General features: G+C 31.1%; 25 protein-coding genes. 10 read left to right on the forward strand and 15 right to left on the reverse strand.

The annotated features are described in order from the left end of the window. The first annotated feature begins 62 nt into the window (after window positions 1–62). From ACYU7A_RS08775 to ACYU7A_RS08810, 8 genes are all read left to right on the forward strand, one after another. Entirely contained in the window at window positions 63–395 is a 333-nt protein-coding gene (locus ACYU7A_RS08775) for a YegP family protein (RefSeq protein ID WP_460575825.1), read from the forward strand. Between the two features lie 158 nt (window positions 396–553). Continuing rightward, window positions 554–1561 carry a 3-oxoacyl-ACP synthase III family protein gene (locus ACYU7A_RS08780; RefSeq protein ID WP_344815081.1) on the forward strand — a complete coding sequence of 336 codons (1008 nt, stop codon included), beginning with the start codon at window positions 554–556 and terminating at the stop codon, window positions 1559–1561. A gap of 3 nt (window positions 1562–1564) precedes the next feature. Further along, window positions 1565–1909 carry a hypothetical protein gene (locus tag ACYU7A_RS08785; RefSeq protein WP_460575827.1) on the forward strand — a complete coding sequence of 115 codons (345 nt, stop codon included), beginning with the start codon at window positions 1565–1567 and terminating at the stop codon, window positions 1907–1909. 386 nt (window positions 1910–2295) lie between these two features. Next, window positions 2296–4071, forward strand: a complete 1776-nt coding sequence (gene argS, locus ACYU7A_RS08790) for an arginine--tRNA ligase (RefSeq protein WP_460575829.1) — start codon at window positions 2296–2298, stop codon at window positions 4069–4071. Between the two features lie 63 nt (window positions 4072–4134). Beyond that, complete coding sequence (locus ACYU7A_RS08795; RefSeq protein WP_460575831.1) at window positions 4135–4599, forward strand: hypothetical protein; 465 nt, start codon at window positions 4135–4137, stop codon at window positions 4597–4599. Window positions 4600–4732: 133 nt separating this feature from the next. Beyond that, window positions 4733–6070, forward strand: coding sequence for a signal recognition particle protein (ffh, locus tag ACYU7A_RS08800; protein ID WP_460575833.1), 1338 nt, complete (start codon window positions 4733–4735; stop codon window positions 6068–6070). A 63-nt stretch (window positions 6071–6133) separates the two neighbouring features. Next, complete coding sequence (locus ACYU7A_RS08805) at window positions 6134–7018, forward strand: bifunctional 5,10-methylenetetrahydrofolate dehydrogenase/5,10-methenyltetrahydrofolate cyclohydrolase (RefSeq protein WP_460575835.1); 885 nt, start codon at window positions 6134–6136, stop codon at window positions 7016–7018. A gap of 1 nt (window position 7019) precedes the next feature. Continuing rightward, entirely contained in the window at window positions 7020–7511 is a 492-nt protein-coding gene (locus ACYU7A_RS08810) for a GNAT family N-acetyltransferase (RefSeq protein ID WP_460575837.1), read from the forward strand. Window positions 7512–7541: 30 nt separating this feature from the next. Here ACYU7A_RS08810 and rluF read toward each other — a convergent pair whose 3' ends face one another. From rluF to ACYU7A_RS08835, 5 genes are all read right to left on the reverse strand, one after another. Next, window positions 7542–8333, reverse strand: a complete 792-nt coding sequence (gene rluF / locus ACYU7A_RS08815; protein WP_460575839.1) for a 23S rRNA pseudouridine(2604) synthase RluF — start codon at window positions 8331–8333, stop codon at window positions 7542–7544. Window positions 8334–8415: 82 nt separating this feature from the next. Further along, window positions 8416–9255: an alpha/beta fold hydrolase gene (locus ACYU7A_RS08820; RefSeq protein ID WP_460575841.1), complete on the reverse strand. Its 840-nt coding sequence runs from the start codon at window positions 9253–9255 to the stop codon at window positions 8416–8418. A 34-nt stretch (window positions 9256–9289) separates the two neighbouring features. Next, on the reverse strand, window positions 9290–10069 hold the full coding sequence (locus tag ACYU7A_RS08825; RefSeq protein ID WP_460575843.1) for a zinc ribbon domain-containing protein: 780 nt from the start codon (window positions 10067–10069) through the stop codon (window positions 9290–9292). A 3-nt stretch (window positions 10070–10072) separates the two neighbouring features. Then, window positions 10073–11167: a Nif3-like dinuclear metal center hexameric protein gene (locus ACYU7A_RS08830; RefSeq protein WP_460575845.1), complete on the reverse strand. Its 1095-nt coding sequence runs from the start codon at window positions 11165–11167 to the stop codon at window positions 10073–10075. A 70-nt stretch (window positions 11168–11237) separates the two neighbouring features. Further along, a complete protein-coding gene (locus ACYU7A_RS08835) occupies window positions 11238–11801 on the reverse strand; it encodes a hypothetical protein (RefSeq protein WP_460575847.1) in 564 nt (187 codons plus the stop codon). Window positions 11802–11850: 49 nt separating this feature from the next. On the opposite strand from ACYU7A_RS08835, the gene lpxK reads away from it, so the two are divergent. Together lpxK and ACYU7A_RS08845 are read left to right on the forward strand one after the other, a co-directional pair. Continuing rightward, a complete protein-coding gene (gene lpxK / locus ACYU7A_RS08840; RefSeq protein ID WP_460575849.1) occupies window positions 11851–12867 on the forward strand; it encodes a tetraacyldisaccharide 4'-kinase in 1017 nt (338 codons plus the stop codon). Further along, window positions 12839–13651 carry a purine-nucleoside phosphorylase gene (locus tag ACYU7A_RS08845; RefSeq protein ID WP_460575851.1) on the forward strand — a complete coding sequence of 271 codons (813 nt, stop codon included), beginning with the start codon at window positions 12839–12841 and terminating at the stop codon, window positions 13649–13651. Before lpxK ends, ACYU7A_RS08845 begins: the two co-directional genes overlap by 29 nt. Window positions 13652–13684: 33 nt before the next feature. On the opposite strand, the gene ACYU7A_RS08850 is transcribed toward ACYU7A_RS08845, so the two are convergent. From ACYU7A_RS08850 to ACYU7A_RS08895, 10 genes are all read right to left on the reverse strand, one after another. Beyond that, a complete protein-coding gene (locus ACYU7A_RS08850) occupies window positions 13685–15853 on the reverse strand; it encodes an ATP-binding protein (RefSeq protein WP_460575852.1) in 2169 nt (722 codons plus the stop codon). Window positions 15854–15894: 41 nt separating this feature from the next. Continuing rightward, window positions 15895–16887, reverse strand: coding sequence for a type I glyceraldehyde-3-phosphate dehydrogenase (gap, locus tag ACYU7A_RS08855; protein ID WP_460575854.1), 993 nt, complete (start codon window positions 16885–16887; stop codon window positions 15895–15897). Beyond that, window positions 16880–17761, reverse strand: coding sequence for a cation diffusion facilitator family transporter (locus ACYU7A_RS08860; protein WP_298308376.1), 882 nt, complete (start codon window positions 17759–17761; stop codon window positions 16880–16882). Before ACYU7A_RS08860 ends, gap begins: the two co-directional genes overlap by 8 nt. A gap of 4 nt (window positions 17762–17765) precedes the next feature. Continuing rightward, window positions 17766–18635, reverse strand: coding sequence for a lipoyl synthase (lipA, locus tag ACYU7A_RS08865; RefSeq protein WP_298308373.1), 870 nt, complete (start codon window positions 18633–18635; stop codon window positions 17766–17768). Window positions 18636–18809: 174 nt separating this feature from the next. Beyond that, the gene (locus ACYU7A_RS08870) at window positions 18810–19625 is read right to left on the reverse strand and encodes an energy transducer TonB (RefSeq protein ID WP_460575856.1); all 816 of its coding nucleotides are present in this window, start codon (window positions 19623–19625) and stop codon (window positions 18810–18812) included. Between the two features lie 354 nt (window positions 19626–19979). Then, window positions 19980–20531: an RNA polymerase sigma factor gene (locus tag ACYU7A_RS08875; protein WP_298308368.1), complete on the reverse strand. Its 552-nt coding sequence runs from the start codon at window positions 20529–20531 to the stop codon at window positions 19980–19982. Next, on the reverse strand, window positions 20522–21628 hold the full coding sequence (locus tag ACYU7A_RS08880) for a glycosyltransferase (protein WP_460575857.1): 1107 nt from the start codon (window positions 21626–21628) through the stop codon (window positions 20522–20524). Before ACYU7A_RS08880 ends, ACYU7A_RS08875 begins: the two co-directional genes overlap by 10 nt. 114 nt (window positions 21629–21742) lie before the next feature. Next, the gene (gene murB, locus ACYU7A_RS08885) at window positions 21743–22756 is read right to left on the reverse strand and encodes a UDP-N-acetylmuramate dehydrogenase (RefSeq protein ID WP_460575859.1); all 1014 of its coding nucleotides are present in this window, start codon (window positions 22754–22756) and stop codon (window positions 21743–21745) included. Between the two features lie 88 nt (window positions 22757–22844). Then, window positions 22845–23519, reverse strand: a complete 675-nt coding sequence (locus tag ACYU7A_RS08890) for a DUF2461 domain-containing protein (protein WP_460575861.1) — start codon at window positions 23517–23519, stop codon at window positions 22845–22847. Window positions 23520–23566: 47 nt separating this feature from the next. Further along, window positions 23567–24286, reverse strand: a complete 720-nt coding sequence (locus ACYU7A_RS08895; RefSeq protein ID WP_460575863.1) for a rhodanese-like domain-containing protein — start codon at window positions 24284–24286, stop codon at window positions 23567–23569. Between the last annotated feature and the right edge of the window lie 37 nt (window positions 24287–24323).

Consider the following 24323-nt stretch of genomic DNA (forward strand, 5'->3'; position numbering starts at 1 on the left):
TTATTTTAAAAAAAACTTTTAATTTTATTAAAATTTTAAATAAAAAAACTAAAACATAAATCATGGGAAAATTTGTAATCACAACAAGAAAAAATGGTGAGTTTCAATTCAATTTAAAAGCAGGAAATGGGCAAACTATTCTTGCAAGTGAAGGTTATACAACTAAAGCAGCTTGCTTAAATGGTATAGAATCAGTTAGAAAAAATTCGCAGGACGATGGTCGTTTTGATAGATTGGAAGCTAAAAGTGGTCAACCTTATTTCAACTTGAAAGCAGGTAATGGTCAAATCATTGGAAACAGTGAAATGTATGAAAGTGTAGCTTCAAGAGAAAATGGAATTGAATCAGTGAAGAAAAATGCACCAGACGCAACTGTTGATGATCAATCGGAATAATCAATTTGAAAAATAAATAAAAAACCAGTTTTGCGACTGGTTTTTTTGTTTTATAATTGTTTATTAAACTATTAAATTCAAAATTTATAGCGATAAATGATGTGCTTTTTTAAAAGATGACTAAATTTGTGTTACTAAAATTGATAAAACGATAATACATGTATAATTCCAAAATAATAGGTTTAGGATATTATGTTCCTGATAATGTGGTTACTAATGATGATTTGTCTAAAATTATGGACACCACAGACGAGTGGATTCAAGAACGCACTGGTATAAAAGAACGTAGACATATAGTAAGAGGTGAAGATACTACAACTTCTATGGGAGTTAAAGCTGCAAAGATTGCTATTGAACGTTCTGGTGTTGCCAATGACGATATTGATTTCATAGTTTTTGCAACTATTTCACCAGATTATTATTTCCCTGGACCTGGAGTTGCTTTACAACAAGAGCTTGGGTTAAAAACAGTTGGAGCTTTAGATATTAGAAATCAATGTTCTGGATTTATCTATGCGCTTTCTGTTGCCGATCAATTCATTAAAACAGGAATGTATAAAAATATCCTTGTTGTAGCTTCAGAAGTACAATCACTTGGTTTAGATATGACCGATAGAGGTCGTGGTGTATCAGTTATTTTTGGAGATGGAGCAGGAGCAGCAATGGTATCAAGAGAAGTTGACACTACCAAAGGAATTCTTTCTACACATTTACATTCAGAAGGTCAACATGCAAAGGAATTAGCAGTTTTGGCACCAGGAATGGGCGGAAGATGGATTACAGATATCATTGCCGATAACAATCCAGATGACGAAAGTTACTTTCCACACATGAATGGTCAATTTGTATTTAAAAATGCCGTAGTTCGTTTTAGTGAAGTTATCAATGAAGGTTTACAAGCCAATAATCTTCAAGTTTCGGATATTGATATGTTGATTCCGCATCAAGCTAATTTGAGAATATCACAATTTATTCAGCAAAAGTTCAAATTGACAGACGACCAAGTGTTTAACAACATTCAGAAATACGGAAATACAACAGCAGCGTCTATTCCAATTGCGCTTACAGAAGCATGGGAATTAGGTAAAATTAAAGATGGAGATACTGTTGTTTTAGCAGCTTTTGGTAGCGGATTTACTTGGGCAAGTGCCATAATTAAATGGTAGAAAATGATTTTTTTACTGATATTAATCTGCCCAATACTTCTAGGTTATTACATTGAAAAATTATTTTTTTCAGAAAAAAACGAAGAATCAAATATTTCGTATTGGATTTTATTAGTTATCAATTTTTCGGCAATTTGCTATGCAATTTATGAGTTGGGTTACTCAGTTGAAGGTGCTATTGCCAGAGGTATCGTAGGATTATTAAGTTTTATAATTTTTCTTGTTGGAGTTCCTAAAATTTTCAAATTAAAAAATAGTTCTACAGAAACTAAATTAAAAATTACCATAACATTAATAGTCTTATTAATTATTGGTTTTGGATTGTGTACATCAGAAGGATTATTCTAAATGATATTTAATTAAAAATAAAAACCCCGAATTGCACTTCGGGGTTTTTTAGTTCAAATGCATTACAATTTGAATCATAAAAGCTGTTTTCTGTTGGGGCAAAAAAGGCGCTTAATTTTTTAATGTATTTAGTTAGGTTTTTGTTTCAATAAAAGTAACCTCATTAGATGAATTTTATTTAGCCCGATAAATATTATACAAAAAACGATAAAAAGCAAATAAAATCGTTTAAATACATATATTTTATTTATTTGTATTTATTTTCTTATATTTAGTGTAAATTTATTTCTACAATAAAACAATTCAAAAAATAGTTATCCTACTCAAATTTTATAAAAACTTTTTCCAATTATATTCTATCTTTGCAACCTCAAAAAATAATAAAAATGACTTTACAACAAATCTTAACTCCAGCCATTATTGAAGCCGTTCAAAAACAGTTTGATATCACTATCGACAAAATTGAATTTCAGGCTACGAGGAAAGATTTTGAAGGTGATATTACTATGGTAATTTTTCCACTTCTGAAAGTTATTAAAGGAAATCCTGTAGATATTGGAACCAAAATTGGAACTCATTTAGTTGAAAATTTAGCTGAAGTTGAAAAGTTCAATGTAGTTGCCGGATTTTTAAATATTGTAATTTCTGATGCCTACTATCTTACTTTTTTCAACGGAATAAAAGATAATAGTTCTTATGGATTTGTTGAGGCTTCATCAGATTCTAAAGCGGTTTTGGTTGAATATTCTTCGCCAAATACCAACAAGCCTTTGCATCTTGGTCACGTTCGTAATAATTTATTAGGATATTCAGTTGCCGAAATCATTAAAGCTTCAGGAAAGAAGGTATACAAAACTCAAATCATCAACGATAGAGGAATTCACATTTGTAAATCGATGTTGGCTTGGCAGAAATATGGTAACGGACAAACTCCAGAAACTTCAGGTTTAAAAGGAGATAAGTTGGTTGGAAATTTTTATGTTGCTTTTGATAAAGAGTATAAAGTTCAAATAAGTGAACTAATGGCTCAAGGAAAGACAGAAGAAGAAGCTAAAAAACAAGCACCAATTATTTTAGAAGCACAACAAATGCTTTTAGATTGGGAAGCAGGAAAACCAGAAGTTATGGAGCTTTGGAAAACTATGAACCAATGGGTTTATGATGGTTTTGCTCAAACGTATAAAAGTTTAGGTGTTGATTTTGATAGTTATTATTATGAATCAAATACCTATTTATTAGGAAAAGAAGTAGTTCAATTTGGTTTAGAAAAAGGAATTTTCGAAAAAGATCCTGATGGTTCGGTTTGGATTGATTTAACACCAGATGGATTGGATAGAAAAATCGTGCTTCGTTCAGACGGAACTGCGGTGTATATGACACAAGATATTGGAACTGCAATTCAACGTGTAAAAGATTTTCCAGATGTTGGCGGAATGGTTTACACCGTTGGAAATGAGCAAGATTATCATTTTAAAGTGTTGTTCTTAATCCTTAAAAAACTTGGTTTTGATTGGGCTGATAGTTTGTATCATTTATCTTATGGAATGGTAGAATTGCCTTCTGGAAAAATGAAATCTAGAGAAGGAACTGTAGTTGATGCCGATGATTTAATGGAAGAAATGACTACAACTGCCAAATCAATTTCGGAAGAATTAGGAAAATTAGCTGGTTATTCTGATGAAGAGAAAGCTAAATTGTATAGAACAATTGGTCTTGGAGCCTTAAAATATTACATGCTAAAAGTAGATCCGAAAAAGCAAATGATGTTCAATCCAGAAGAATCAGTTGATTTTGCTGGAAATACTGGTCCATTTATTCAATATACTTATGCTCGTATTCAATCGATTTTGCGTAAAGCAGAATTTGATACAACGATGTCTGTTTCAATTGAATTGCATCCAAAAGAAAAAGAGCTACTTAAACAAATTGCACTTTTCCCAGAAACTATTCAAGATGCAGCTCGTAATCATAGTCCGGCTTTAATAGCCAACTATACTTATGAATTGGTGAAAGAATTTAATTCGTTTTATCAGAATGTATCGATACTTGGAGAAGAAAATCAAGATAAAAAAGTCTTCAGAGTTCAACTATCTAAGAAAGTAGCAGATACTATAAAATCAGCCTTTCAATTATTAGGAATTGAAGTTCCTGAAAGAATGTAATTTTTTAATACTTTTTTCGTAATTTTAACGTTTATAGTTTAGTAACCAAAATACAAACATATCATGAAAACATTAAAATTAATACCAATTCTGCTATGCATTTTTATGCTAAATGTTGCTTCAATGTGTAGTAGTGATGATAATAATTCCTCTTCAAGTAACGTTCATCTTAATGCTGTTATGAATACTGTTTCATCTGGAACATGGAAAATCACACTTTATAATGACTCAGGTACAATAAAAACAAGTAACTACACAGGATATAATTTTACTTTCGGTTCTGGTAATGCATTATCTGCGTCAAATGGTACAAATAATCACACTGGAATTTGGTCTGTTGCTGATTCAAACAGTAATGATGATTCAATTAATGATTTAGATTTAGTTATTAACTTTAATTCTCCAGCCAATTTTGCAGACCTTACTGATGATTGGGATATTATAACCTACACTGCTTCAAAAATCGAATTAAGAGATGTTAGCGGTGGAAATGGAGGAACTGATTTATTAACTTTTGAAAAAAATTAAATCAATTCCTGATAAATAAATACTAGTTTAAAAACCATTCGTCATTCGAGTGGTTTTTTTCTTTCTAATACTTTCATACTTCAATTTCAAATGCTTAAATTTGCACTTCATTTTTTAGAAAACACCACAAATTATGTTCAATAATTTAAGCGATAAATTAGATAAAGCATTCCATATCCTAAAAGGACACGGAAAAATTACAGAAGTAAACGTTGCAGAAACTCTTAAAGAAGTTCGTCGTGCCTTACTTGATGCCGATGTTAACTTTAAAATTGCTAAAGATTTTACTACATCAGTAAAAGAAAAAGCAATGGGGCAAAATGTATTAACTACATTAGAGCCAGGACAATTAATGGTGAAATTGGTTAAAGATGAATTAACCGAATTAATGGGTGGTGATGCTGCAGGAATCAATCTTTCAGGAAATCCTACTGTTATTTTAATGTCTGGTTTGCAAGGTTCTGGTAAAACAACTTTCTCTGGAAAATTAGCCAATTATCTTAAAACTAAAAAGAACAAAAAACCACTTTTGGTTGCTTGTGATATTTATCGTCCTGCGGCAATCAATCAGTTGCATGTTGTTGGAGATCAAATTGGTGTTGAGGTTTATTCTGAACCAGAAAACAAAAATCCTGTTGATATTTCTTTAAAAGCTATTGCTTATGCTAAAGCCAATGGTTTTAATGTAGTAATTGTCGATACTGCTGGTCGTTTAGCTGTTGACGAAGAAATGATGACTGAAATTGCAAATGTTCACAAAGCCATTCAGCCACAAGAAACGTTATTTGTTGTTGATGCAATGACAGGACAAGATGCTGTTAATACTGCAAAAGCCTTCAACGATAGATTAAATTTTGACGGAGTTATACTTACAAAGTTAGATGGTGATACTCGTGGTGGAGCAGCGATTACAATTAAATCAGTTGTAAATAAGCCAATCAAATTTATTGGTACTGGTGAAAAAATGGATGCAATCGATGTGTTCTATCCTTCACGTATGGCTGATAGAATTCTTGGAATGGGAGACGTTGTTTCGCTTGTAGAAAGAGCTCAAGAGCAGTATGATGAGGAAGAAGCAAGAAAAATTCAGAAGAAGATTGCCAAAAATGAATTTGGTTTTGATGATTTCTTAGCTCAAATTCAACAAATTAAAAAAATGGGTAGCATGAAAGACTTGGTTGGAATGATACCAGGTGCTGGAAAAGCGCTTAAAGATGTAGAAATTGAAGATGATGCGTTCAAACACATTGAAGCAATTATCCATTCTATGACACCAACAGAAAGAACAAAACCTTCAATAATTGATATGAAAAGAAAAACTAGAATCGCAAAAGGTTCTGGTAGAAAAATAGAAGAAGTAAATCAATTGATGAAGCAGTTTGACCAAATGAGCAAAATGATGAAAATGATGCAAGGTCCTGGAGGAAAAAACATGATGCGCATAATGGGCGGAATGAAAGGTATGAAATAATGGAAAGACGCGATTTATCGCGTCTTTTTTGTAACTATAACAACAACACAACACACTACAACAATGACCATTTTAGACGGAAAAAAAGTATCAGAAGATATTAAAAACGAAATCGCAGCTGAAGTTCAAAAGATGAAAGACAACGGCGAAAAAGTTCCTCATTTAGCAGCAATAATTGTTGGAAATGATGGTGCAAGTTTGACTTATGTTGGAAGCAAAGTAAAAGCATGCGAAAGAGTTGGATTTGAATCTACATTGATAAAATTGCCAAGTACAACTTCAGAAACTGAATTGCTGAAGAAGATTAAAGAACTCAATTTAAATGATGATATCGATGGTTTTATTGTGCAACTGCCTTTGCCTAAGCAAATAGATACACAACAAATTATCAATGCAATTGATCCAAGTAAGGATGTTGACGGTTTTCATCCGGAAAATTTCGGAAAAATGGCTTTAGATATGAGTACTTTTATTCCTGCGACACCTTTTGGAATTTTAGAACTTTTAGAACGATACAATGTCGATACTGAAGGAAAACACACGGTTGTTATTGGAAGAAGCCACATTGTTGGTCGACCAATGAGCATTTTAATGGGAAGAAAAGGATTTCCTGGAAATTCTACTGTTACGTTAACTCATAGTCACACTAAAAATATTAATCAAATTACCTCTCAAGCCGATATTATCATAACAGCTTTAGGAGTTCCTAATTATTTGAAAGCCGAAATGATTAAAGATGATGCCGTAATTATTGATGTGGGTATCACAAGAGTAATTGATGAATCAACTGAAAAAGGATACCGAATAACTGGTGATGTTGACTTTGAAAATGTTTCTAAAAAAGCATCATTTATTACTCCAGTTCCAGGTGGAGTTGGACCAATGACTATTGCTATGTTGTTGAAAAATACACTTTTGGCAAGGGAACAAAAACGCCTAAAAAAATAATATGAATATTGTTGTTGCCACTAAAGAACAATTAGCAATAGTTAAAAACTTGGCATATATAATTTGGCCTAATGCTTACGAAACTATTCTTTCAAAAGCTCAATTAGACTATATGTTAGAAATGATTTATTCTATCGATTCTTTAGAAAAACAATTTGATAATGGACATATTTTTCTATTGATTGAGGATAATCAAAATTTTATAGGTTTTGCATCCTACGAATTAAATTGTAATAATTCAAATAAAACTAAGCTTCAAAAATTATATGTTTTACCAGAAATCCAAGGAAAAGGAATCGGAAAGCAAGTAATTGATTATATTCAGGAAAAAGTAGTTCTATCGAATAATTTAGCTTTGTTTTTGAATGTGAATAAATTCAATAAAGCCAAAGACTTTTACCAAAAATATGGTTTCCAAATTATAAAAGAAGAAGTAATCGACATAGGAAATAACTACATTATGGACGATTATGTTATGGAAATTGAATGCTAAAAAAACTCCAACTGAAAAGTTGGAGTTTTTTTATTGTCTTTTTCTAAAATCTCTACGAGGTTGAGGTGAAATTTTTGGAGTAACTTTCGGCAAACTTGCCTCTTCAGTTTTACTTGAAGGCTCTATCAATTGATTTAATTGTGTAATTTCAGCTTCAGTAAGTTCACGATATCTTCCCAAAGGAACATCTAGTGAAATATTAATAATTCGTGTTCTTTTTAATGCAGTTACTTCGTAATCAAGATATTCACACATTCTACGAATTTGTCTGTTAAGTCCTTGTGTAAGTACAATTCTAAATACGTATTTGCTAACTTGTTCAACTTTACATTTTCTGGTAACCGTTTCAAGAATTGGAATTCCATTAGCCATTCTATCTATAAACCTATCAGTTATAGGTCTATTTACAGTTACTATATATTCTTTTTCGTGATTGTTTCTTGCTCGAAGAATCTTATTTACAATGTCGCCATCATTGGTCATAAATATCAATCCTTCACTGGCTTTATCTAATCTACCAATTGGAAAAATACGTTCGTGATAATTGATGTAATCAACAATATTATCTCTTACTTCAAGATTGGTTGTACATTCAATTCCGGGTGGCTTGTTGAAAGCAAGATAAACACGTTTTTTATTATTCTCTCTAACTAATTTTCCATCAACACGCACTTCATCTGTTGGGGCAATTTTAGTGCCCATTTCTGGCACAGTTCCATTAATCGTAACTCTTCCTTGTTCAATTAACTTATCTGCTTCACGACGTGAGCAAAATCCAGTTTCTGATAGAAATTTGTTGATGCGAGTTAGATTTTCTTCCATAATGCAAAGATAGATTTATTTTTCAGATTTCAGTCCCGAGTCTTCGGGATTAGATTGTTTGATAAAATAATTTGTCGAAAAATTACTTCTGAACAAAATCTACAATAGTTTGATACAAATAGGCATCATGCATACTGTGTCCAAGACCTTTTGTTTCAATAAATTGTGCTTTTTCCCAAGCTTTTGAAATCTTTTTTCCTTCTTCAAATAGTACTACAGTGTCTTGAAGATCATGAGCTACAATTCCTTCAATTGTACTATTCTTTAAGAATTTAGAAGCTGAAAAATCGTCTATAGTTAGATTGAATCTTTTCTTAGTGTAATCAATTAAAGATTGATGAATACGTTTGTTAAGGCTCAACATTTTAATGTAGTTATTTAAAATCACTTTAAAATCAGAAGGAGCTCCAAGTAAAACTATTTTTTCAAAATTATGATTGTAGTGTGCCTGAAAATAAGCAATTGCATTTCCGCCAATAGAATGCCCAATAGCAATTTTTGGATTGTATTTTTGAACAACAACATCAATGAATTCGGCATAAGTAGGAACATTAAATTCTTTTCCGCTACTTTTTCCGTGAGCTGGACCATCAATTGCAATAATGGTTTTTCCAGTTTTCTTTAAATGTGATAGTAATTTCTTCCAACGAGATGCGTTGCTTTCCCAGCCGTGAATTAGTAAAATGGTATCTTCATTACCTTTCCAAATGTAAGTTTGAAATTCATGTTCATTGTGCTTATAGCTAACATGTTCTGCTTTAAGTAATGTTTTCGGAATTTTGTTTTCGGTAATTCTGCCTTTTCTGGGTTGACTAAAGAGTTTATACGCTAATGCAAATGCTTTTTTTGGAGCAATTAAACTAAGAGTATTGATGTACAACCCAACACTTTTTACAAGAATAAATTGAATAGTTTTGTCCATAAAAAAATCCCGACGTTAATCGGGATTCAAGATATTACATTTTTGCGAATATTTTTTCCATTTTTTCTCTTTCTTCATCTGCCAATGATGCATCAACTAAAATTCTTCCAGAATGCTCATCAGTAATGATTTTTTTTCTTGAAGCAATTTCAACTTGCGTTTGTGGAGGAATAGTAAAGAATGAACCAGCAGATGCTCCACGTTCAATAGAAACTACAGCCAAACCATTTCTAACGCTAGAACGGATTCTTTTGTAAGCAGCTAATAAACGATCTTCAATTTGTTGCTCATATTCTGCTGATTTTTGTGTTAAGAAAGATTCTTCTTTTTGAGTTTCAGCCATAATGTCGTTCAATTCAGCTTTTTTGTGCTTTAAGTGAGTTGTTTTTTGTTCTAATTTTTCTTTAGAATTTGAAACCACTTCTTTTTTGTGCTCAATTGAAGCTTTCAATTCTTTAATTTGCTTTTCAGCTAATTGAATCTCAAGTTCTTGAAATTCTACTTCTTTAGTTAAAGAGTTGAATTCTCTATTGTTACGAACATCTTTTTGTTGTTCAGTATATTTTTTGATTGCTGCTTGATGATTTTCAATAGCATTCTTTTTAGCTTTAATACTATCTTCAATAGTTACTAAATCGCTTTGTAGTTTTTCTAAACGAGTAGTCAAACCTGCTACTTCATCTTCAAGATCTTCCACTTCTAAAGGCAATTCACCTCTTACATTTCTGATTTCGTCAATTCTAGTATCGATTATTTGTAAATCGTAAAGCGCTCTTAATTTTTCTTCAACGCTCAATTCTTTTGTAGTAGCCATATTTTATAAGTACTTAACTGGATTTGTATTTTCTTCTGATAAAACGATTGCAAAATTAGTAATTTTTTCTTTAAGAAAATCAACAATATAATTTTTTGTATATCTTTCGCTTTCAAAGTGACCAATATCGGCTAAAACTATCTGATTTTCAGCTTCATAAAAGTTGTGATATTTCAAATCAGATGTTAAAAAAACGTCAACATTGGCTTGAATTGCGTTTTTTATTGCAAAACTTCCCGAACCACCAAGAACTGCAATCTTTTTAACTTGTTTTCCAAGTAATTGCGAATGTCGAATTCCTCCACACTGCATTTTGTCTTTTACAAATTCCAAAAAGTCAATTTCAGACATTGGATTTTCTAGTTCACCAATCATTCCTAAGCCAATATTTTGATGTGAATTTTGTAAATCATAAATTTCATAAGCTACTTCTTCATAAACATGATTTGAAAAAAGTGCTTTCAGAATTTTGCTTTGCAAATGTTTTTCAAAAGTAACTTCGATTTTAATTTCTTGTGCTTCCACAAATTCAAATCGTTCTCCAATTTCGGGATTGCTATTTTCATTTCCCATGTAAGTTCCAATTCCTTGAGAGTTGAAACTGCAATCTTCATAGTTGCCAATTTTTCCTGCACCAGCATCAAATAAAGCATTGCGTACTTTTTCAACATTCTCTGGAATAGTATAAGTTACCAACTTTTGAATGAAATTTTGCTTAGGAACTAACACTTTAGTATTCTTCAAACCCAAAGCATTACAGAAAATTTTGTTGACACCATTCTTATGATTATCCAAAGCTGTGTGAACGGCATAAATGGCTATATCATTTTTTATAGCTTTTAGAACAGCACGTTCTACATAATTTTTTCCAGTAATCTTCTTCAAGCCACTGAAAAGGATTGGATGAAAGCAAACTACCAAATTACATTTTTTGGCAATGGCTTCATCAATAACGCTTTCAAGAGCATCATGACAAACTAAAACTCCAGTAGCTTCATCATTTTGATTTCCAACCAATAATCCTATGTTGTCAAAATCTTCAGCATAAGCCAAAGGAGCCATTTCTTCAAGAATTGTGAGTATTTCTTTTATTTTCATAATCTTATTTTATCTTCTTAAATCTGCAATCTATGTTCTGCAATCTGATATCTGTAAACTGCAATCTAAATCAAGTTGCCCATTCATTTAAAACTTCTTTAATATTCCATACTCCATTAGTATTTTCAAATAAGAAAAAGCTTCCTGAATTATGCTCAATACTTCTATAAAAAGCTACTTTTACTAAACAAAATTTTTGTGCAAAATACATGGGTTTGCTAACTATCATTAATCTTTGATTGTTGTCGTGAAACCTATCAGAGACTTTCTGAAACTCTTCCAAACTCAAACAATTATTGACTTTACTTTTCAAATACTGATTTTGATTTGTAAAAAGTAAATCAAATTCTTTTGTCCAATTTTCGTTAAGTTTGATATTAATTTGATTTTTAATTTCTTGTGCGTTTTTCTTTAGTAAATCGCTTTTAGCAATTACTTCTAAAGTTTCTTCATTATTGGGTGCTTTGTTACAGTAGAAACTCAATAATTGCAATCTGTTCTTTACAATTACTTTTTCGTTGGCGTAATATTTTGATAAAAGCACTTTTAAAATTGCAACATCGTTGTTTTCTTGGCTAAATCCAATTTGAAAACAAAAGATAAAAGCAAATAATAATTTAATTCTAAAGTTCATTTTGTAAAATTAATTTCAATTCAAAGATAAAAAATTATACTTTCGTACTATGATTATTTTAAGGTATTTACTTTTTCCTTTTTCAATTCTTTATGGTTGGATAACTTCCATCAGAAACTTTCTTTTTGATAAAGGAATTTTGAAATCCTATTCGTTTGATATTCCCATAATTGCTGTCGGAAACCTTAGCGTTGGCGGAACTGGTAAAACACCTCAAATTGAATATTTAATTCGTTTGCTTTCTCCAAATTATAAAATTGCTACCTTAAGTCGAGGTTATAAAAGAAAATCGGAAGGTTTTGTTTTGGCAGATTCAAATTCAAATGCTGAAATTTTGGGAGATGAGCCGTTTCAAATTCATCAAAAATTTCCAAATATTCATGTAGCAGTCGATGCTCAAAGGAAAAATGGAATCGAGCAATTATTAAAATTAGATAATAAACCAGAAGTTATTTTATTAGATGACGCTTTTCAGCATAGAAAAGTAAAAGCTGGATTTTACATTTTGTTATCTTCATTTGATGATTTGTATTTTAATGATTTCATGCTGCCAACAGGCAATTTAAGAGAGAGTAGAAGCGGAGCGAAAAGAGCTAACGTGATAATTATCACTAAATGTCCCAAAGATTTATCGGAACTTGCACAACAAAATATGATTAAAAAGATAGGATTAAATGTTCCAATCTTTTTTAGTTTTATAGATTATGATTCAGAAGTTTATAATGAATTTGGATCTAAAAAAGTTGAGGAAATAATTGATGTTGATAAATTACTTTTAGCCGGAATAGCAAAACCCGAACCCTTTTTTGCATATTTGCAGGCTGAAAAAAATGTAAAACTAGTTTATTCAGATCATCATCATTTTTCAGAAAAAGATATTGAAGAAATTAAAAATAAAGCAAACAATAAGTTAATTATCACAACAGAAAAGGATTACGTTAGATTGAAAAATCAGAATTTGAAATCACTTTTTTATTTACCTATTAAAAGTAGTTTCATTTCTAAAGGTGATGATTTTAACCAAACAATTTTAAATTATGTGGGAACAAGTACAAGAAACCGTTAATTACATCAAAGAAAAAACAGGTTTCACACCAGAATATGGAGTAATCTTAGGTTCAGGATTGGGAAGTTTTACTGATGATATTGCAATTGAATTTACGATGCCTTATTCTGAAATCCCTAATTTTCCTGTATCAACCGTTCAAGGTCATAAAGGAGCTTTAGTTTTTGGAACAATTGGTGATAAAAAAGTTGTTGCAATGCAAGGAAGATTTCATTTCTACGAAGGTTATGATATGAAGCAAGTGACTTTTCCTGTGAGAGTTATGAAATATTTGGGTGTTACTAAATTGATAGTATCTAATGCTTCAGGTGGCGTTAATCCAAAATATGAAGTTGGTTCAATAGTTTTGATAAAAGATCATATCAACATGATGCCAGAACATCCATTGCGTGGGAAAAATGATGAACGTTTCGGACCAAGATTTGTAAACATGAGCGAACCTTATAGTTTGAAAATGATTGCAAAGGCAAAAGCGATTGCAAGTGAAGCCAATATAGAAGTTCATGATGGAATTTATATGGGCTTGCAAGGACCAACTTTTGAAACATTAGCAGAATACAAGATGGTAAAAAACATTGGTGCTGATTGCGTTGGAATGTCAACTGTACCAGAAGTTATTGTAGCACGCCACATGGAATTAGAAACTTTTGGTCTTTCAGTTATTACAGATATGGGAGATGAAGAAAATATTGAAGAAGTTAACCACGAAGAGGTTCTAAAAGCTGCTCAAAAAGCAGAACCAAGTGTAAGATTACTGATAAAAGAACTAATCAAACAATATTAAAAAAGAAAGACGCTCATCAAAAGCGTCTTTTTTTTATAATAAATTTTCTGCAATGATTTTGTAAAATTGCTCTGGATCAAATGGTTTGGTGATTACATCATTCATTCCATAAGAAAGAAGCATTTCTCTATTTTCATTTAGTGAAATTGCTGTAAGTGCAATAATTGGAATTTCAGTATTGAATTCTCTAATTTGTTGCGTTGCTATTGTGCCATTTATTCCAGGTAAGTGAACGTCCATTAAAACTAAATCATAATTATGCTTTTGTCTTAAATAGGTAACACTATCTTCACCATTGTCTAATATTTTGCAGAACATACCTTTGTTTTCAATCATCTTCTTGGTAATCATTTGATTGATTTTATTATCTTCTACCAATAAAATTTTCTTGTTCTCAATTGCGGCATTATCTATGGCTTGTTCTTTGATTTCTAAGATTTCATTTTTACCAACTTCAAATGGAAGCGAAAATGAAAAAGTGGTTCCCAATCCAACTTTACTATTAATTTGAATTCTTCCACCCAATAATTCTATTAATCGTTTTACAATGGCTAGTCCAAGTCCTGTACCACCATATTTTCTATTAATTTCTATTGAACCTTGAGAAAAACTTTCAAAAATTTCGTTTTGCTTATCTTCAGGTATCCCAATTCCATTATCAGAAACTTTAAATTGAATTTGTATTTTTTTGTCTTCAACTTTTTCAAGTTTAGCAATTAGTTTTACATAACCATTTTTAGTAAATTTTAATGAATTACTAACTAGATTAATGAAAATTTGCGACAGCTTTGTAGGGTCACAAATTAAATTATCGGGAATAGTATCTTCAATTTCTAAGATAAATGTATTATTATTTTCATGTGCAATTTCTTTGAAAGATTTTTGAATATTAGATAATTGAAGTTTTAGGTTGCAATTAATTTTTTCAATAGGTATTCTTTCTGATTCAATTCTATTAATTTCTAATATGTCATTTATAAAAGTAATTAAATAATTTCCAGAAAATTTCAATGAATTAAGATAATTCAATTGGCTATCTTTTGGATTTTCTTCTAACAATAAATGTGTAATTCCATTAATAGCATTTAAAGGAGTTCGCAATTCGTGACTCACAGTAGAAAGAAATTCTGAACGAGCTTTGGTTGCTCTTTCGGCATTCTCTTTTGCTATTTCAAGCTCTTTGTTTTTTTCTTTTAGTAAAGCATTAGACTCTGTTCTTAGTACATTGTTTTTATACAAAGACAAACTTAAGAGTGACAAAATTGAGATTAGTGCAATAGCCAATATGCTTATTAACTTAGCAAAAGTATTCGCTTTTTCTTGACTCTTGTTGTCTTTATCAATTTGTTCAATCAGTTTTAATTTTTCGGAATCTTTGAAAGAAGCAAAATCTTCATTCCCTATTTTTTTATCATTTAAATAGGTTAAACTATCTTTCAATTTTAGATATTGTTTCAATAAATAATGCGACTTTTCAATATTCAATGATTTTTCAAAACACTCACTAAGCGCCAAAATGATATTGGCTTTTTGTTCTAAATTGTTGTTATTTATTTCAAGAGCTCTATTGAAATAATTAATAGCTAAATTATATCTCTTTTTCCCAAATTCAATTGTTCCTACTTGGTATAATGCTTCAGCTTTAGTTTTATAAGTATCGCTAGTGTCTTTTTTTATAATAATATTTTCAAATAAAGGCATTGCTAAGTCAATTTTACCTTTTTCTTTATAAACAATTCCTTTTTGAAGATTTAGCATTTCAATTGCACTAGGAATTTTAATTTTCTCATAAATTCCTCCAGCCGTATTGAAATTTTTTTCAGCCATGGCTAAATTATTTTTTTCAAGATAGCAAACACCAATGCTATAATGCGCTAGTGCTTGTTGAGAGGATAAAGGTAAAGTGGCATAAATTGCAATACTTTTTACTAAAACATCAATAGCATCATCGATTTTTTTTAATTCTAAATATACAATTCCTAGGTTAGAATAACTATCAGCAATAGATTTTTGATTGTTGGATTTATTCGCAAAATCTAATGCTTTTTGAGAATAAATAAGGCAATTTCTATAATTGTTTTTTTTCTGGTTAAACTTCACTAAATCAATATAATAATCAGTGCTATCAATTTTCTCAGAATTTTTTATTTGAGAAAATGAAATTATTGGAAGTAAAAAAAATAAGACAAAAATATACCTCATAATAGGAAAATTCCTTTTTTGCGAGGTCTAAAATAAAGAAATTATTTTTGAATAAGTAGTATTAAATCAATTATTCTCGATGAATAACCAATTTCGTTGTCGTACCAACCCACAACTTTTACCATTTTATCGATTACAGAAGTTAATTGTGAATCAAAAAGACAAGAATTTCGATTTCCAAGAATGTCAACAGAAACGATAGGATCTTCAGTATAATCTAAAATTCCTTTTAAATTTGTATGAGAAGCTTTTAAGAATGCTTCATTGATTTCTTCAATAGAAACAGCTCGTTTTACATTGAAAGTTATGTCGGTCAACGAACCATCAGGAACAGGAACTCTAATGCCACAACCTCCAATTTTTCCTTCCATTTCTGGAAATATTTTGGTTAAAGCTTTTGCCGCACCTGTTGTTGTAGGTACAATGGATTGACTTGCACCACGAGCACGACGTAAATCTTTATGTGGTTGGTCGTGAAGGCTTTGGTCAGTTGTATAAGAGTGAACAGTTGTTATATATGCTTGTTCAATGCCACATAAATCATTAATGACTTTCATCATTGGAGCTGCATTATTAGTAGTGCAACTTGCATTGGAAATAATTTTTTCTGTTCCGTCAAGGATGCTTTCATTAACTCCAAGAACCACAGTTTTTATTTCGGAAACTTCTGATGGTGCTGAAAGAATTACTTTTTTGGCACCAGAAATGATGTGAGCATTAATTTCGTCAAAAGTTTTATATTTTCCTGTAGATTCAATTACAATATCGATTCCATTCCAATTTAGATTTGAAATTTCTTTTTCGTGATAAAAAGTATAAGATTTTCCATCAACGATTATTGATGTTTCATCAAATGAAACTTGAAAAGGTAAAACACCATGAATGCTATCATATTTTATTAAATGTGCCATAGTTCTATTGTCAGCAATATCATTTATGGCAACAACTTCAATATTTGGGTGATTGATAAGTAATCTGAAAAGATTTCTTCCAATTCTTCCAAAACCATTTATGGCAATTTTTGTTTTAGTCATTGGGTTCTATGTGTATTAAAACGTGACCTAATTGTGGAATTTCTTCACGCAAAGTATCTTTTAAACGATGTGAAATATCATGACCTTCTTTTACAGAAATGGTAGCATCAACAATGGCGTGTAAATCAACGTGATATTTCATTCCGGCTTTTCTTATGAAACATTTTTCAGTGTCAATTACACCTTTCACTTTATGCGATACTGTTCTTATTTCTTCAACTAAATCATCATATAAATGCTCATCCATTATTTCGCCCAAAGCAGGTCTGAAAATTAAATAGCTGTTGTATAAAATAAAACCTGAAGCAAAAAGAGCCGCCCAATCATCAGCAGATTCGTATCCTTTTCCAAGAAATAGAGCAATAGAAATACCTATAAATGCTGCAACAGATGTTATTGCGTCACTTCTATGGTGCCAAGCATCAGCTTTTAGTGAAGAACTATTGGTTTCGATGCTTTTTTTCATAACTAATTGAAAAGAGATTTCTTTCCAAACAATTATTAATCCTAACACAATTAAGGTCCAAGATTTCGGCAATTCATGTGGTGTTCCAATATTTAAGATGCTTTCGTAGGCAATAATTGTTGCTGATGTTATTAGAAAACCAACAACAATAAATGTTATCAAAGGTTCGGCACGTCCATGTCCATAAGGATGATTTTCATCTGCTGGTCTGCTGGAATATTTGATTCCAAATAATACTAAAAATGAAGAAAAAATATCGGTTGTTGATTCAATTGCATCAGCAATTAAAGCATAAGAATTACCAAAAAAACCTGCCAATCCTTTAATTACAGCTAAAGATGCATTGCCTATTAAACTAAAATAGGTTGCTTTGATGGCTGCTTGTTGGTTGGCTAAATCTCTTGACATTTATTTACAAAATATGCTTTTCAGCATGATAAGAAGAACGCACTAAAGCTCCACTTTCTACATGACGGAATCCCATTTCTTTACCTAATTTTTCGTATTTTTCAAATTGTTCTGGAGTGATAAACTCTTTTACAGGTAAGTGTTTTTTACTTGGTTGCAAATATTGTCCAATAGTAATGATATCTACATTTTGGTTGCGAATGTCTTGCATAGTTTCAATAACTTCTGCTTCAGTTTCACCCAAACCTAACATGATTCCCGATTTAGTTCTGCGAATTCCTTTTTCTTTTAAATATCTTAAAACTTCTAAACTCTTATCATATTTCGCTTGAATTCTAACTTCACGAGTTAAACGACGAACCGTTTCCATATTGTGTGAAACAACTTCAGGATTAGCTTCAATAATTCTATCGATATTTCTAGTATTTCCTTGAAAATCTGGAATTAAAGTTTCTAAAGTTGTGTTTGGATTCATTCTGCGAATGGCTTGAACAGTTTCTAACCATATAATTGAACCCATGTCTTTCAAGTCATCTCTATCAACACTAGTGATAACTGCATGTTTGATGTTCATTATTTTTATAGAACGCGCTACTTTTTCTGGTTCATCCCAATCAACATTTTCTGGACGTCCAGTTTTTACGCCACAAAATCCGCAAGAACGCGTACAAATATTACCAAGAATCATGAAAGTAGCTGTTCCTTCACCCCAACATTCACCCATATTTGGACAACTTCCTGAGGTACAGATAGTATTTAGTTTGTATTTGTCAACTAATCCACGAAGTTCGGTATATTTTTGACCAATAGGTAACTTAACTTTTAGCCATTTTGGTTTTCCAATTGGAAGGTTATTTTCAGTAGCCGTTTCCATATTCACTTTTTTTGAAATGCAAAGATACGAATGTAGATTTTAGATTTTGATTATTCTATTTCAGATTTTTGATCATTAAGAAATATTTATACTTTGTTTCAAAAAAAAACTGCTTTGTTTTGGCAAAGCAGTTCACACATTTATTAACTTGAATTACAAGTCAGGAATCAATAATTATAGCATTACAGTAATTGGTAGCGTAAATTGAGTTCTTACTGGTTCTCCATTTTTAATTCCAGGAGCCCATTTAGTTTTTAAAGATTTTAAAACTCTAATAGCTTCTTTATCAATTTCTGGAGTTGTTTTTCTTGTTACTTCAATATCTGTCATTGATCCATTTTTCTCAATTACAAAAGACACTAAAACTCTTATTGCTTGCCCTTCTTCTTCATCAATATTTTGTTTTTCAAAATTTGTTCCCACGTACTCATAGAATTTTTTAATTCCTCCAGGAAAAAAAGGTTGTTTGTCTAATTCAGCTGGAGTAACTGGTCCTTTTGGAGTAATTACCTCTGGTTTAGGTATTGTTCCACCACCATCAACTACACCTGGTGTTCCTGGAGTTCCTGTACCTGGTGTGCCAATTGGAGTGTTGATTTTTGGCAATTCAGAAGTTATTGGAACAGGTTCTTTTGCTTCAACTGTAGCAGCAACAACAATTTTTTTGTTAATAGGAACTTTTTCTACAGGAGCGCTATTATTAGTAATTGGTTCAGCAGATTTTGGTTTTTCAATTAATGGTTCTACATACTTTACTACTATTATAGAATCATTTAGTGGTTCCTCTGGCAAGATTACAGGTTTAGGTCCAAATGAACTTAAAAGCATACCCATTCCTGATACAAAACCAAGGAATAGAATTCCTGAGAAGAATGCAATAATGGTTGTTTTGGTGCTGTCTTGACGTAATTTGTATGCACCATACTCTTGGTTTTTGCCTTCAAATACAAGGTCTAACCACTTTTTTTCAAAGATACTTAAGTTTGACATAATTTATAGTTTTAATTGTTAAGTATCGATGTTACATAAGCTTTAGATATTAGATTTCAGATATCAGATTTCAGATTTCAAAAACTTTGTAAATTATTCTAATCTGTTTCTTGTTTTAATAACGCAAAGATTATTCCAATATTGTGTGATTTTTGTAAGAAAATGTATTTTATTATAATGTATTGTTTGTAAATTGAATTTATAGTTGAGTTTTTGTGAATCTGGAACTCTATTCAATACATGAACTAGCTAACCCTGATTGCAATGGAAATCCTTTGTTGATAAACAAAGATTGTAATGTAAAGCAGGAAAATGGAAACCAAAAGGAACCAAGCCATTCGTTTCCAGAAATAATTATCGTTTTGTTTGGATGATTTCTGCTAAGAGTTTTTTGGCGCGAAGGAGTTTGATTTTGACGTTACTCAAAGGTTCTTCAAGTTGTTCGGCAATTTCTTGGTAACTCATTTCTTGAAAGTAACGAAGTTGTATTACTTCTTGATAATGAGGTTTTAATTCTTTTATAAATTGTAAGAGTTGTGATAAATTTTGCTCTGTAATCAACTCATCTTCAGCTGTTGGAGATGTGTCAGCTATATTATAAGCTTGTTGATCTTCTTCGTCGGTAATTTCTACAAAAAGTGTTGATTTTTTTTTGCGAAGCAAATCAATGTGAACGTTTTTTGCAATGGCAATTAACCAAGTATTGAATTGAAATTCAGGATTGTAAGTGGTTAATTTATCGAATGCTTTTGAGAATGTTTCTATGGTAATATCTTCGGCATCGGTTTCGTTTTCGGTACGTTTTAGCATAAATCCATAGACCTCATTCCAATAATGGTCGAGTAGGTAAGTGAAGGCTACTTGATCGCCTTTTTTAGCTTTTTCTATGTACGGATTTATTTCCACTGAACGGGTTTTGAAAAGGTATTGGTGATGAAAACGTTAAGTTGCGTGAATATTAAAACGATTTCAATAATTGGAAACCAATACATTACGTCTTTTTCTTTTAGTTTTCCGGCTGCAAATCCAAGTGATAACCATGCAAATAGATAACGGAAACCTATCAAACTTAGTACAATAATCCACTGAAATTGGAATGCTAAAAGGATTATTGGTAAAATTAGAAATAATAATTGGGTAGCATAAAAAATTGCCAATTGCGTTCTGTCTGATGCTTTGTAATGTTGTGCAGTGGCAACGTGTCTTCTTTTTTGTGTAAACCAGTCTTTAAAAGTAGTTTTTGGCTTAGAAAAAGTAAAACTTTCTGGTGTGTAACAAACGGTTGTATTCTTGGCGTTTGCCGCTTGATTGATGAACAAATCATCATCTCCAGAACGAATTTTCATGTGATCCATAAAACCGCGAACTTTGAAAAATTCTTCACGTTTGTAGGCCATATTACGACCAACACCCATGTAAGGTTTTCCTAATTTTGCCCATGAAAAATATTGCGTTGCCGTCAATAAGGTTTCAAAACGGATGATTTTATTTAGAAACGAATTTTTAATTTTTTCGTAAGCGCCATAACCTAACACAATCGTTTTTTGTTGGGTAAATTGGGATGACATTTCTTTAATCCAATCATTAGATTTTGGGTAACAATCAGCATCTGAGAAAAGTAGGTATTCGTTTTTTGCAGCTTTTATTCCAAGTGTTAAAGCAAATTTTTTATTTCCCCAAAACGCTTCGTTATTTTCTACTTTTACTAATTTAACATTAGGATATTGTTTTTCAAAAGCTTCAAAAACTTCTAAGGTTTCATCGCTCGAAGCATCGTCAATAAGCACTATTTCGTAATCTGGATAATTTTGTTCAGCCAATAAGGGAACGAAACTTTTTACATTTTCTTCTTCGTTTTTAGCACAAACAATTACTGAAATCGGAACTCTTTTTGGTGTAGAAGTTTGTGGTTTAGCAAAAGAAAATTTACCAAAAAACACTACATAATATAGGAATTGAACAACTACAACAGCAATGAATAAACAAAGTAAAATTAGTAACATAATGGCTTTATGGTCTTATTTAAAAACGATTGCAAAAGTATGAAATTCAATTTTGAATTTTAGATTTTAAATAGCAGATTTTCAAATTTAATATCTAAAATTCAAAATTTGATATCATATCACATTAACTTCTGCCTCAATTGCAATTCCGTATTTATCGAAAACTGTTTTTTGAACGTATTTTGATAAGTTTAAAATATCTTGTCCAGTTGCGTTTCCGTAATTTACTAGAACTAGCGCTTGGTTTTTATGAACTCCTGCATCGTCTTTTCGATAACCTTTTAATCCAGAATGTTCAATAAGCCAACCTGCAGGAACTTTCACTTCGGTTGGTGAAACTTCAAAGAATTTTACTTCTGGAAATTTTTGTTGTACTTTTTCGAATAATTCTTTTGAAATAATGGGGTTTTTAAAGAAACTTCCGCTATTTCCAAGTTCTTTTGGATCAGGTAATTTACTTTGACGAATGGCTATCACAGCATTAGAAACGTCTTTTAATGTTGGAGTTATAACATTTTGTTTTTCCAATTCTTTTGTAATATCACCATACGAAGTATTGATTTTGTGATTGCGTTTTGTGAGTTTGAAAACCACAGAAGTGATCACATATTTATCTTTTGCTTCTTGCTTGAAAACACTTTCTCTATAGCCAAAATTGCAATCTTCTTTCGTGAAGGATTTCATTTCTTGTGATAGAATATTCATAGCTTCACTGGATACAAAAGTGTCTTTAATTTCGGTTCCGTAAGCACCAATATTTTGAACTGGTGTTGTACCAACATTACCAGGAATCAAAGACATGTTTTCCAATCCACCAAAATTTTGATTGATGGTCCAAAGTACAAATTCGTGCCAATTTTCGCCTGCTTGACTTTCAACCCAAACAAAATCGTCGTCTTCTTTAATGATTTTTTTTCCTTTCAAATCAACATGGATTACCAAAGCTTCAATATCCTTTGTTAACAGCATATTGCTTCCACCACCAAGAATGAATTTTTTATCTGAAACGTGATTTTCTAAAACAGATTTCAATTCATCAATATTATGAACCGCTACAAATTGTTTGGCTTTGGCTTCAATACCAAAAGTATTGTATTTTTTTAAGGAGAAATTATTATGGATTTGCATTTGTTTGAAATTTTAACGCAAAGTTCGCAAAGTTTTTCGCAAAGTTCGCAAAGAGAAAATTGGAATTTGGTATTTCTTTTTTGGAATTTTAATCCGTTGTTTCTAAAGCTCTTCTCAAAAAGTCATTCATCGGTTTTAGTGCGATTAGTTTTTGAGCTATGATTTTACTAAAATCTTTATCAGTAAATAGTTTTTCATCGATTTTATGTGAAGCGGTAAAGCTTTTCAATTTTAAAAATTCAATCGCTGGATGGTTTGGATCAAAATCTTTTGGTGCTTTTTTCAAAGTATTGCTTTCGTCTCTAGTCAGTTCTTTAAACTCATTTTTAAAAGTTTTATCAGCAACAATAGCTTCTAAATCGTCGTGAAAAAATTCTATTTCCTTACGAATCAATTTTAACTCACTAGGTTCTGGACACCAAACGCCACCTGCGATAAAACAATTTCCTTTTTCAAAATGAATGTAATAACCAGGAGCATTTTTGCTGTTTTTATTTTGAGACATCCAAACACCCATATTGGTTTTGTAAGGCGATTTATCTTTAGAAAAACGGATATCACGATTGATACGAAATGTACAATTTTTAACCTCCAATGGCTCAAGCGATTTGTCTAATGGCTTCATTTCATTGAGAATAGACGCAATGAAGTTATGATAGTCTTTCTTATAACTTTCATATCTTTTTTTGTTCTCATGCATCCATTCGGTATTATTGTTTGCAATTAAATCGGCTAGAAATTGAAGCGCTTCTTTTGTTATCATTTTTTATAGTTTCTAAAATCAAAAATCGTTAATCTTCAATCGTTAATTTATAGTCGTTTTCTCAAATCTTCTTCAGATAAAAAGCCTAGATGTCTCCATGTTTCTTTACCATTTTCATAAATCAAAATTACTGGTAATTCATCAAGTTTCATAGTTTCCAATAAAGTTTTGTTTTCATCGGCATCTAATCTAATTAATGATATTTTACCTTTTAATTCTTCTTGCATTTTGGTTAAATAAGGTGCCATTTTTTTACATGGCGCACACCATTTTGCAGAAAAATTAATGATAACTTTTTTGTCGGAATTGATTAATTTTTCAAATTCTGAAACCGATAATCCTTTTGGAGTTGCAGCTGCATTTGAAGTTTTCTTTCCTTGCCATTTCATGATTCCGCCATCTAAATTGTAGATTTCTTTGAATCCAAGTTCAGATAATTTATTGGCTGCTTGACTGCTTCTTCCTCCAACTTTACAATAAACGAAAACAGGTTTTGATTTGTCTAACTTTTCAACTTTTGCAGTAAAATCACTTCCGTTCCAATTAACGTTTGAGGCATTTTCAAGATGTTCAACAGAATATTCTTCAGGAGTTCTAACATCTAATAATTGAGGATTTTTTGTTCCTAATAATTTTGTTTCATAATCGATTCCTGCAAGAGTTTTGATAGGTTGATTTGATTCTGCAGTTTCAACAGATTTACTTGTTTGTCCTTGACAACTAATAAATAGGATGGATAACGATAGTATTGATAGAATTTTTCTCATAATATTTTTTTTGAAGCAAAATTAAAGAAGTAAAAAT

The sequence above is a fragment of the Flavobacterium koreense genome (assembly GCF_054776075.1).

Coding starts and splice junctions, on each gene's coding strand:
- ACYU7A_RS08835 (WP_460575847.1), bottom strand. CDS start 11,801: ATGAACTTTAGAATTAAATTATTATTTGCTTTTATCTTTTGTTTTCAA.
- ACYU7A_RS08785 (WP_460575827.1), top strand. CDS start 1,565: ATGATTTTTTTACTGATATTAATCTGCCCAATACTTCTAGGTTATTAC.
- argS (WP_460575829.1), top strand. CDS start 2,296: ATGACTTTACAACAAATCTTAACTCCAGCCATTATTGAAGCCGTTCAA.
- ACYU7A_RS08850 (WP_460575852.1), bottom strand. CDS start 15,853: ATGAGGTATATTTTTGTCTTATTTTTTTTACTTCCAATAATTTCATTT.
- ffh (WP_460575833.1), top strand. CDS start 4,733: ATGTTCAATAATTTAAGCGATAAATTAGATAAAGCATTCCATATCCTA.
- ACYU7A_RS08795 (WP_460575831.1), top strand. CDS start 4,135: ATGAAAACATTAAAATTAATACCAATTCTGCTATGCATTTTTATGCTA.
- gap (WP_460575854.1), bottom strand. CDS start 16,887: ATGACTAAAACAAAAATTGCCATAAATGGTTTTGGAAGAATTGGAAGA.
- ACYU7A_RS08820 (WP_460575841.1), bottom strand. CDS start 9,255: ATGGACAAAACTATTCAATTTATTCTTGTAAAAAGTGTTGGGTTGTAC.
- ACYU7A_RS08860 (WP_298308376.1), bottom strand. CDS start 17,761: ATGTCAAGAGATTTAGCCAACCAACAAGCAGCCATCAAAGCAACCTAT.
- ACYU7A_RS08845 (WP_460575851.1), top strand. CDS start 12,839: ATGTGGGAACAAGTACAAGAAACCGTTAATTACATCAAAGAAAAAACA.
- ACYU7A_RS08780 (WP_344815081.1), top strand. CDS start 554: ATGTATAATTCCAAAATAATAGGTTTAGGATATTATGTTCCTGATAAT.
- lipA (WP_298308373.1), bottom strand. CDS start 18,635: ATGGAAACGGCTACTGAAAATAACCTTCCAATTGGAAAACCAAAATGG.
- ACYU7A_RS08825 (WP_460575843.1), bottom strand. CDS start 10,069: ATGGCTACTACAAAAGAATTGAGCGTTGAAGAAAAATTAAGAGCGCTT.
- ACYU7A_RS08870 (WP_460575856.1), bottom strand. CDS start 19,625: ATGTCAAACTTAAGTATCTTTGAAAAAAAGTGGTTAGACCTTGTATTT.
- ACYU7A_RS08810 (WP_460575837.1), top strand. CDS start 7,020: ATGAATATTGTTGTTGCCACTAAAGAACAATTAGCAATAGTTAAAAAC.
- ACYU7A_RS08890 (WP_460575861.1), bottom strand. CDS start 23,519: ATGATAACAAAAGAAGCGCTTCAATTTCTAGCCGATTTAATTGCAAAC.
- ACYU7A_RS08775 (WP_460575825.1), top strand. CDS start 63: ATGGGAAAATTTGTAATCACAACAAGAAAAAATGGTGAGTTTCAATTC.
- lpxK (WP_460575849.1), top strand. CDS start 11,851: ATGATTATTTTAAGGTATTTACTTTTTCCTTTTTCAATTCTTTATGGT.
- ACYU7A_RS08805 (WP_460575835.1), top strand. CDS start 6,134: ATGACCATTTTAGACGGAAAAAAAGTATCAGAAGATATTAAAAACGAA.
- ACYU7A_RS08830 (WP_460575845.1), bottom strand. CDS start 11,167: ATGAAAATAAAAGAAATACTCACAATTCTTGAAGAAATGGCTCCTTTG.
- rluF (WP_460575839.1), bottom strand. CDS start 8,333: ATGGAAGAAAATCTAACTCGCATCAACAAATTTCTATCAGAAACTGGA.
- ACYU7A_RS08895 (WP_460575863.1), bottom strand. CDS start 24,286: ATGAGAAAAATTCTATCAATACTATCGTTATCCATCCTATTTATTAGT.
- ACYU7A_RS08880 (WP_460575857.1), bottom strand. CDS start 21,628: ATGTTACTAATTTTACTTTGTTTATTCATTGCTGTTGTAGTTGTTCAA.
- murB (WP_460575859.1), bottom strand. CDS start 22,756: ATGCAAATCCATAATAATTTCTCCTTAAAAAAATACAATACTTTTGGT.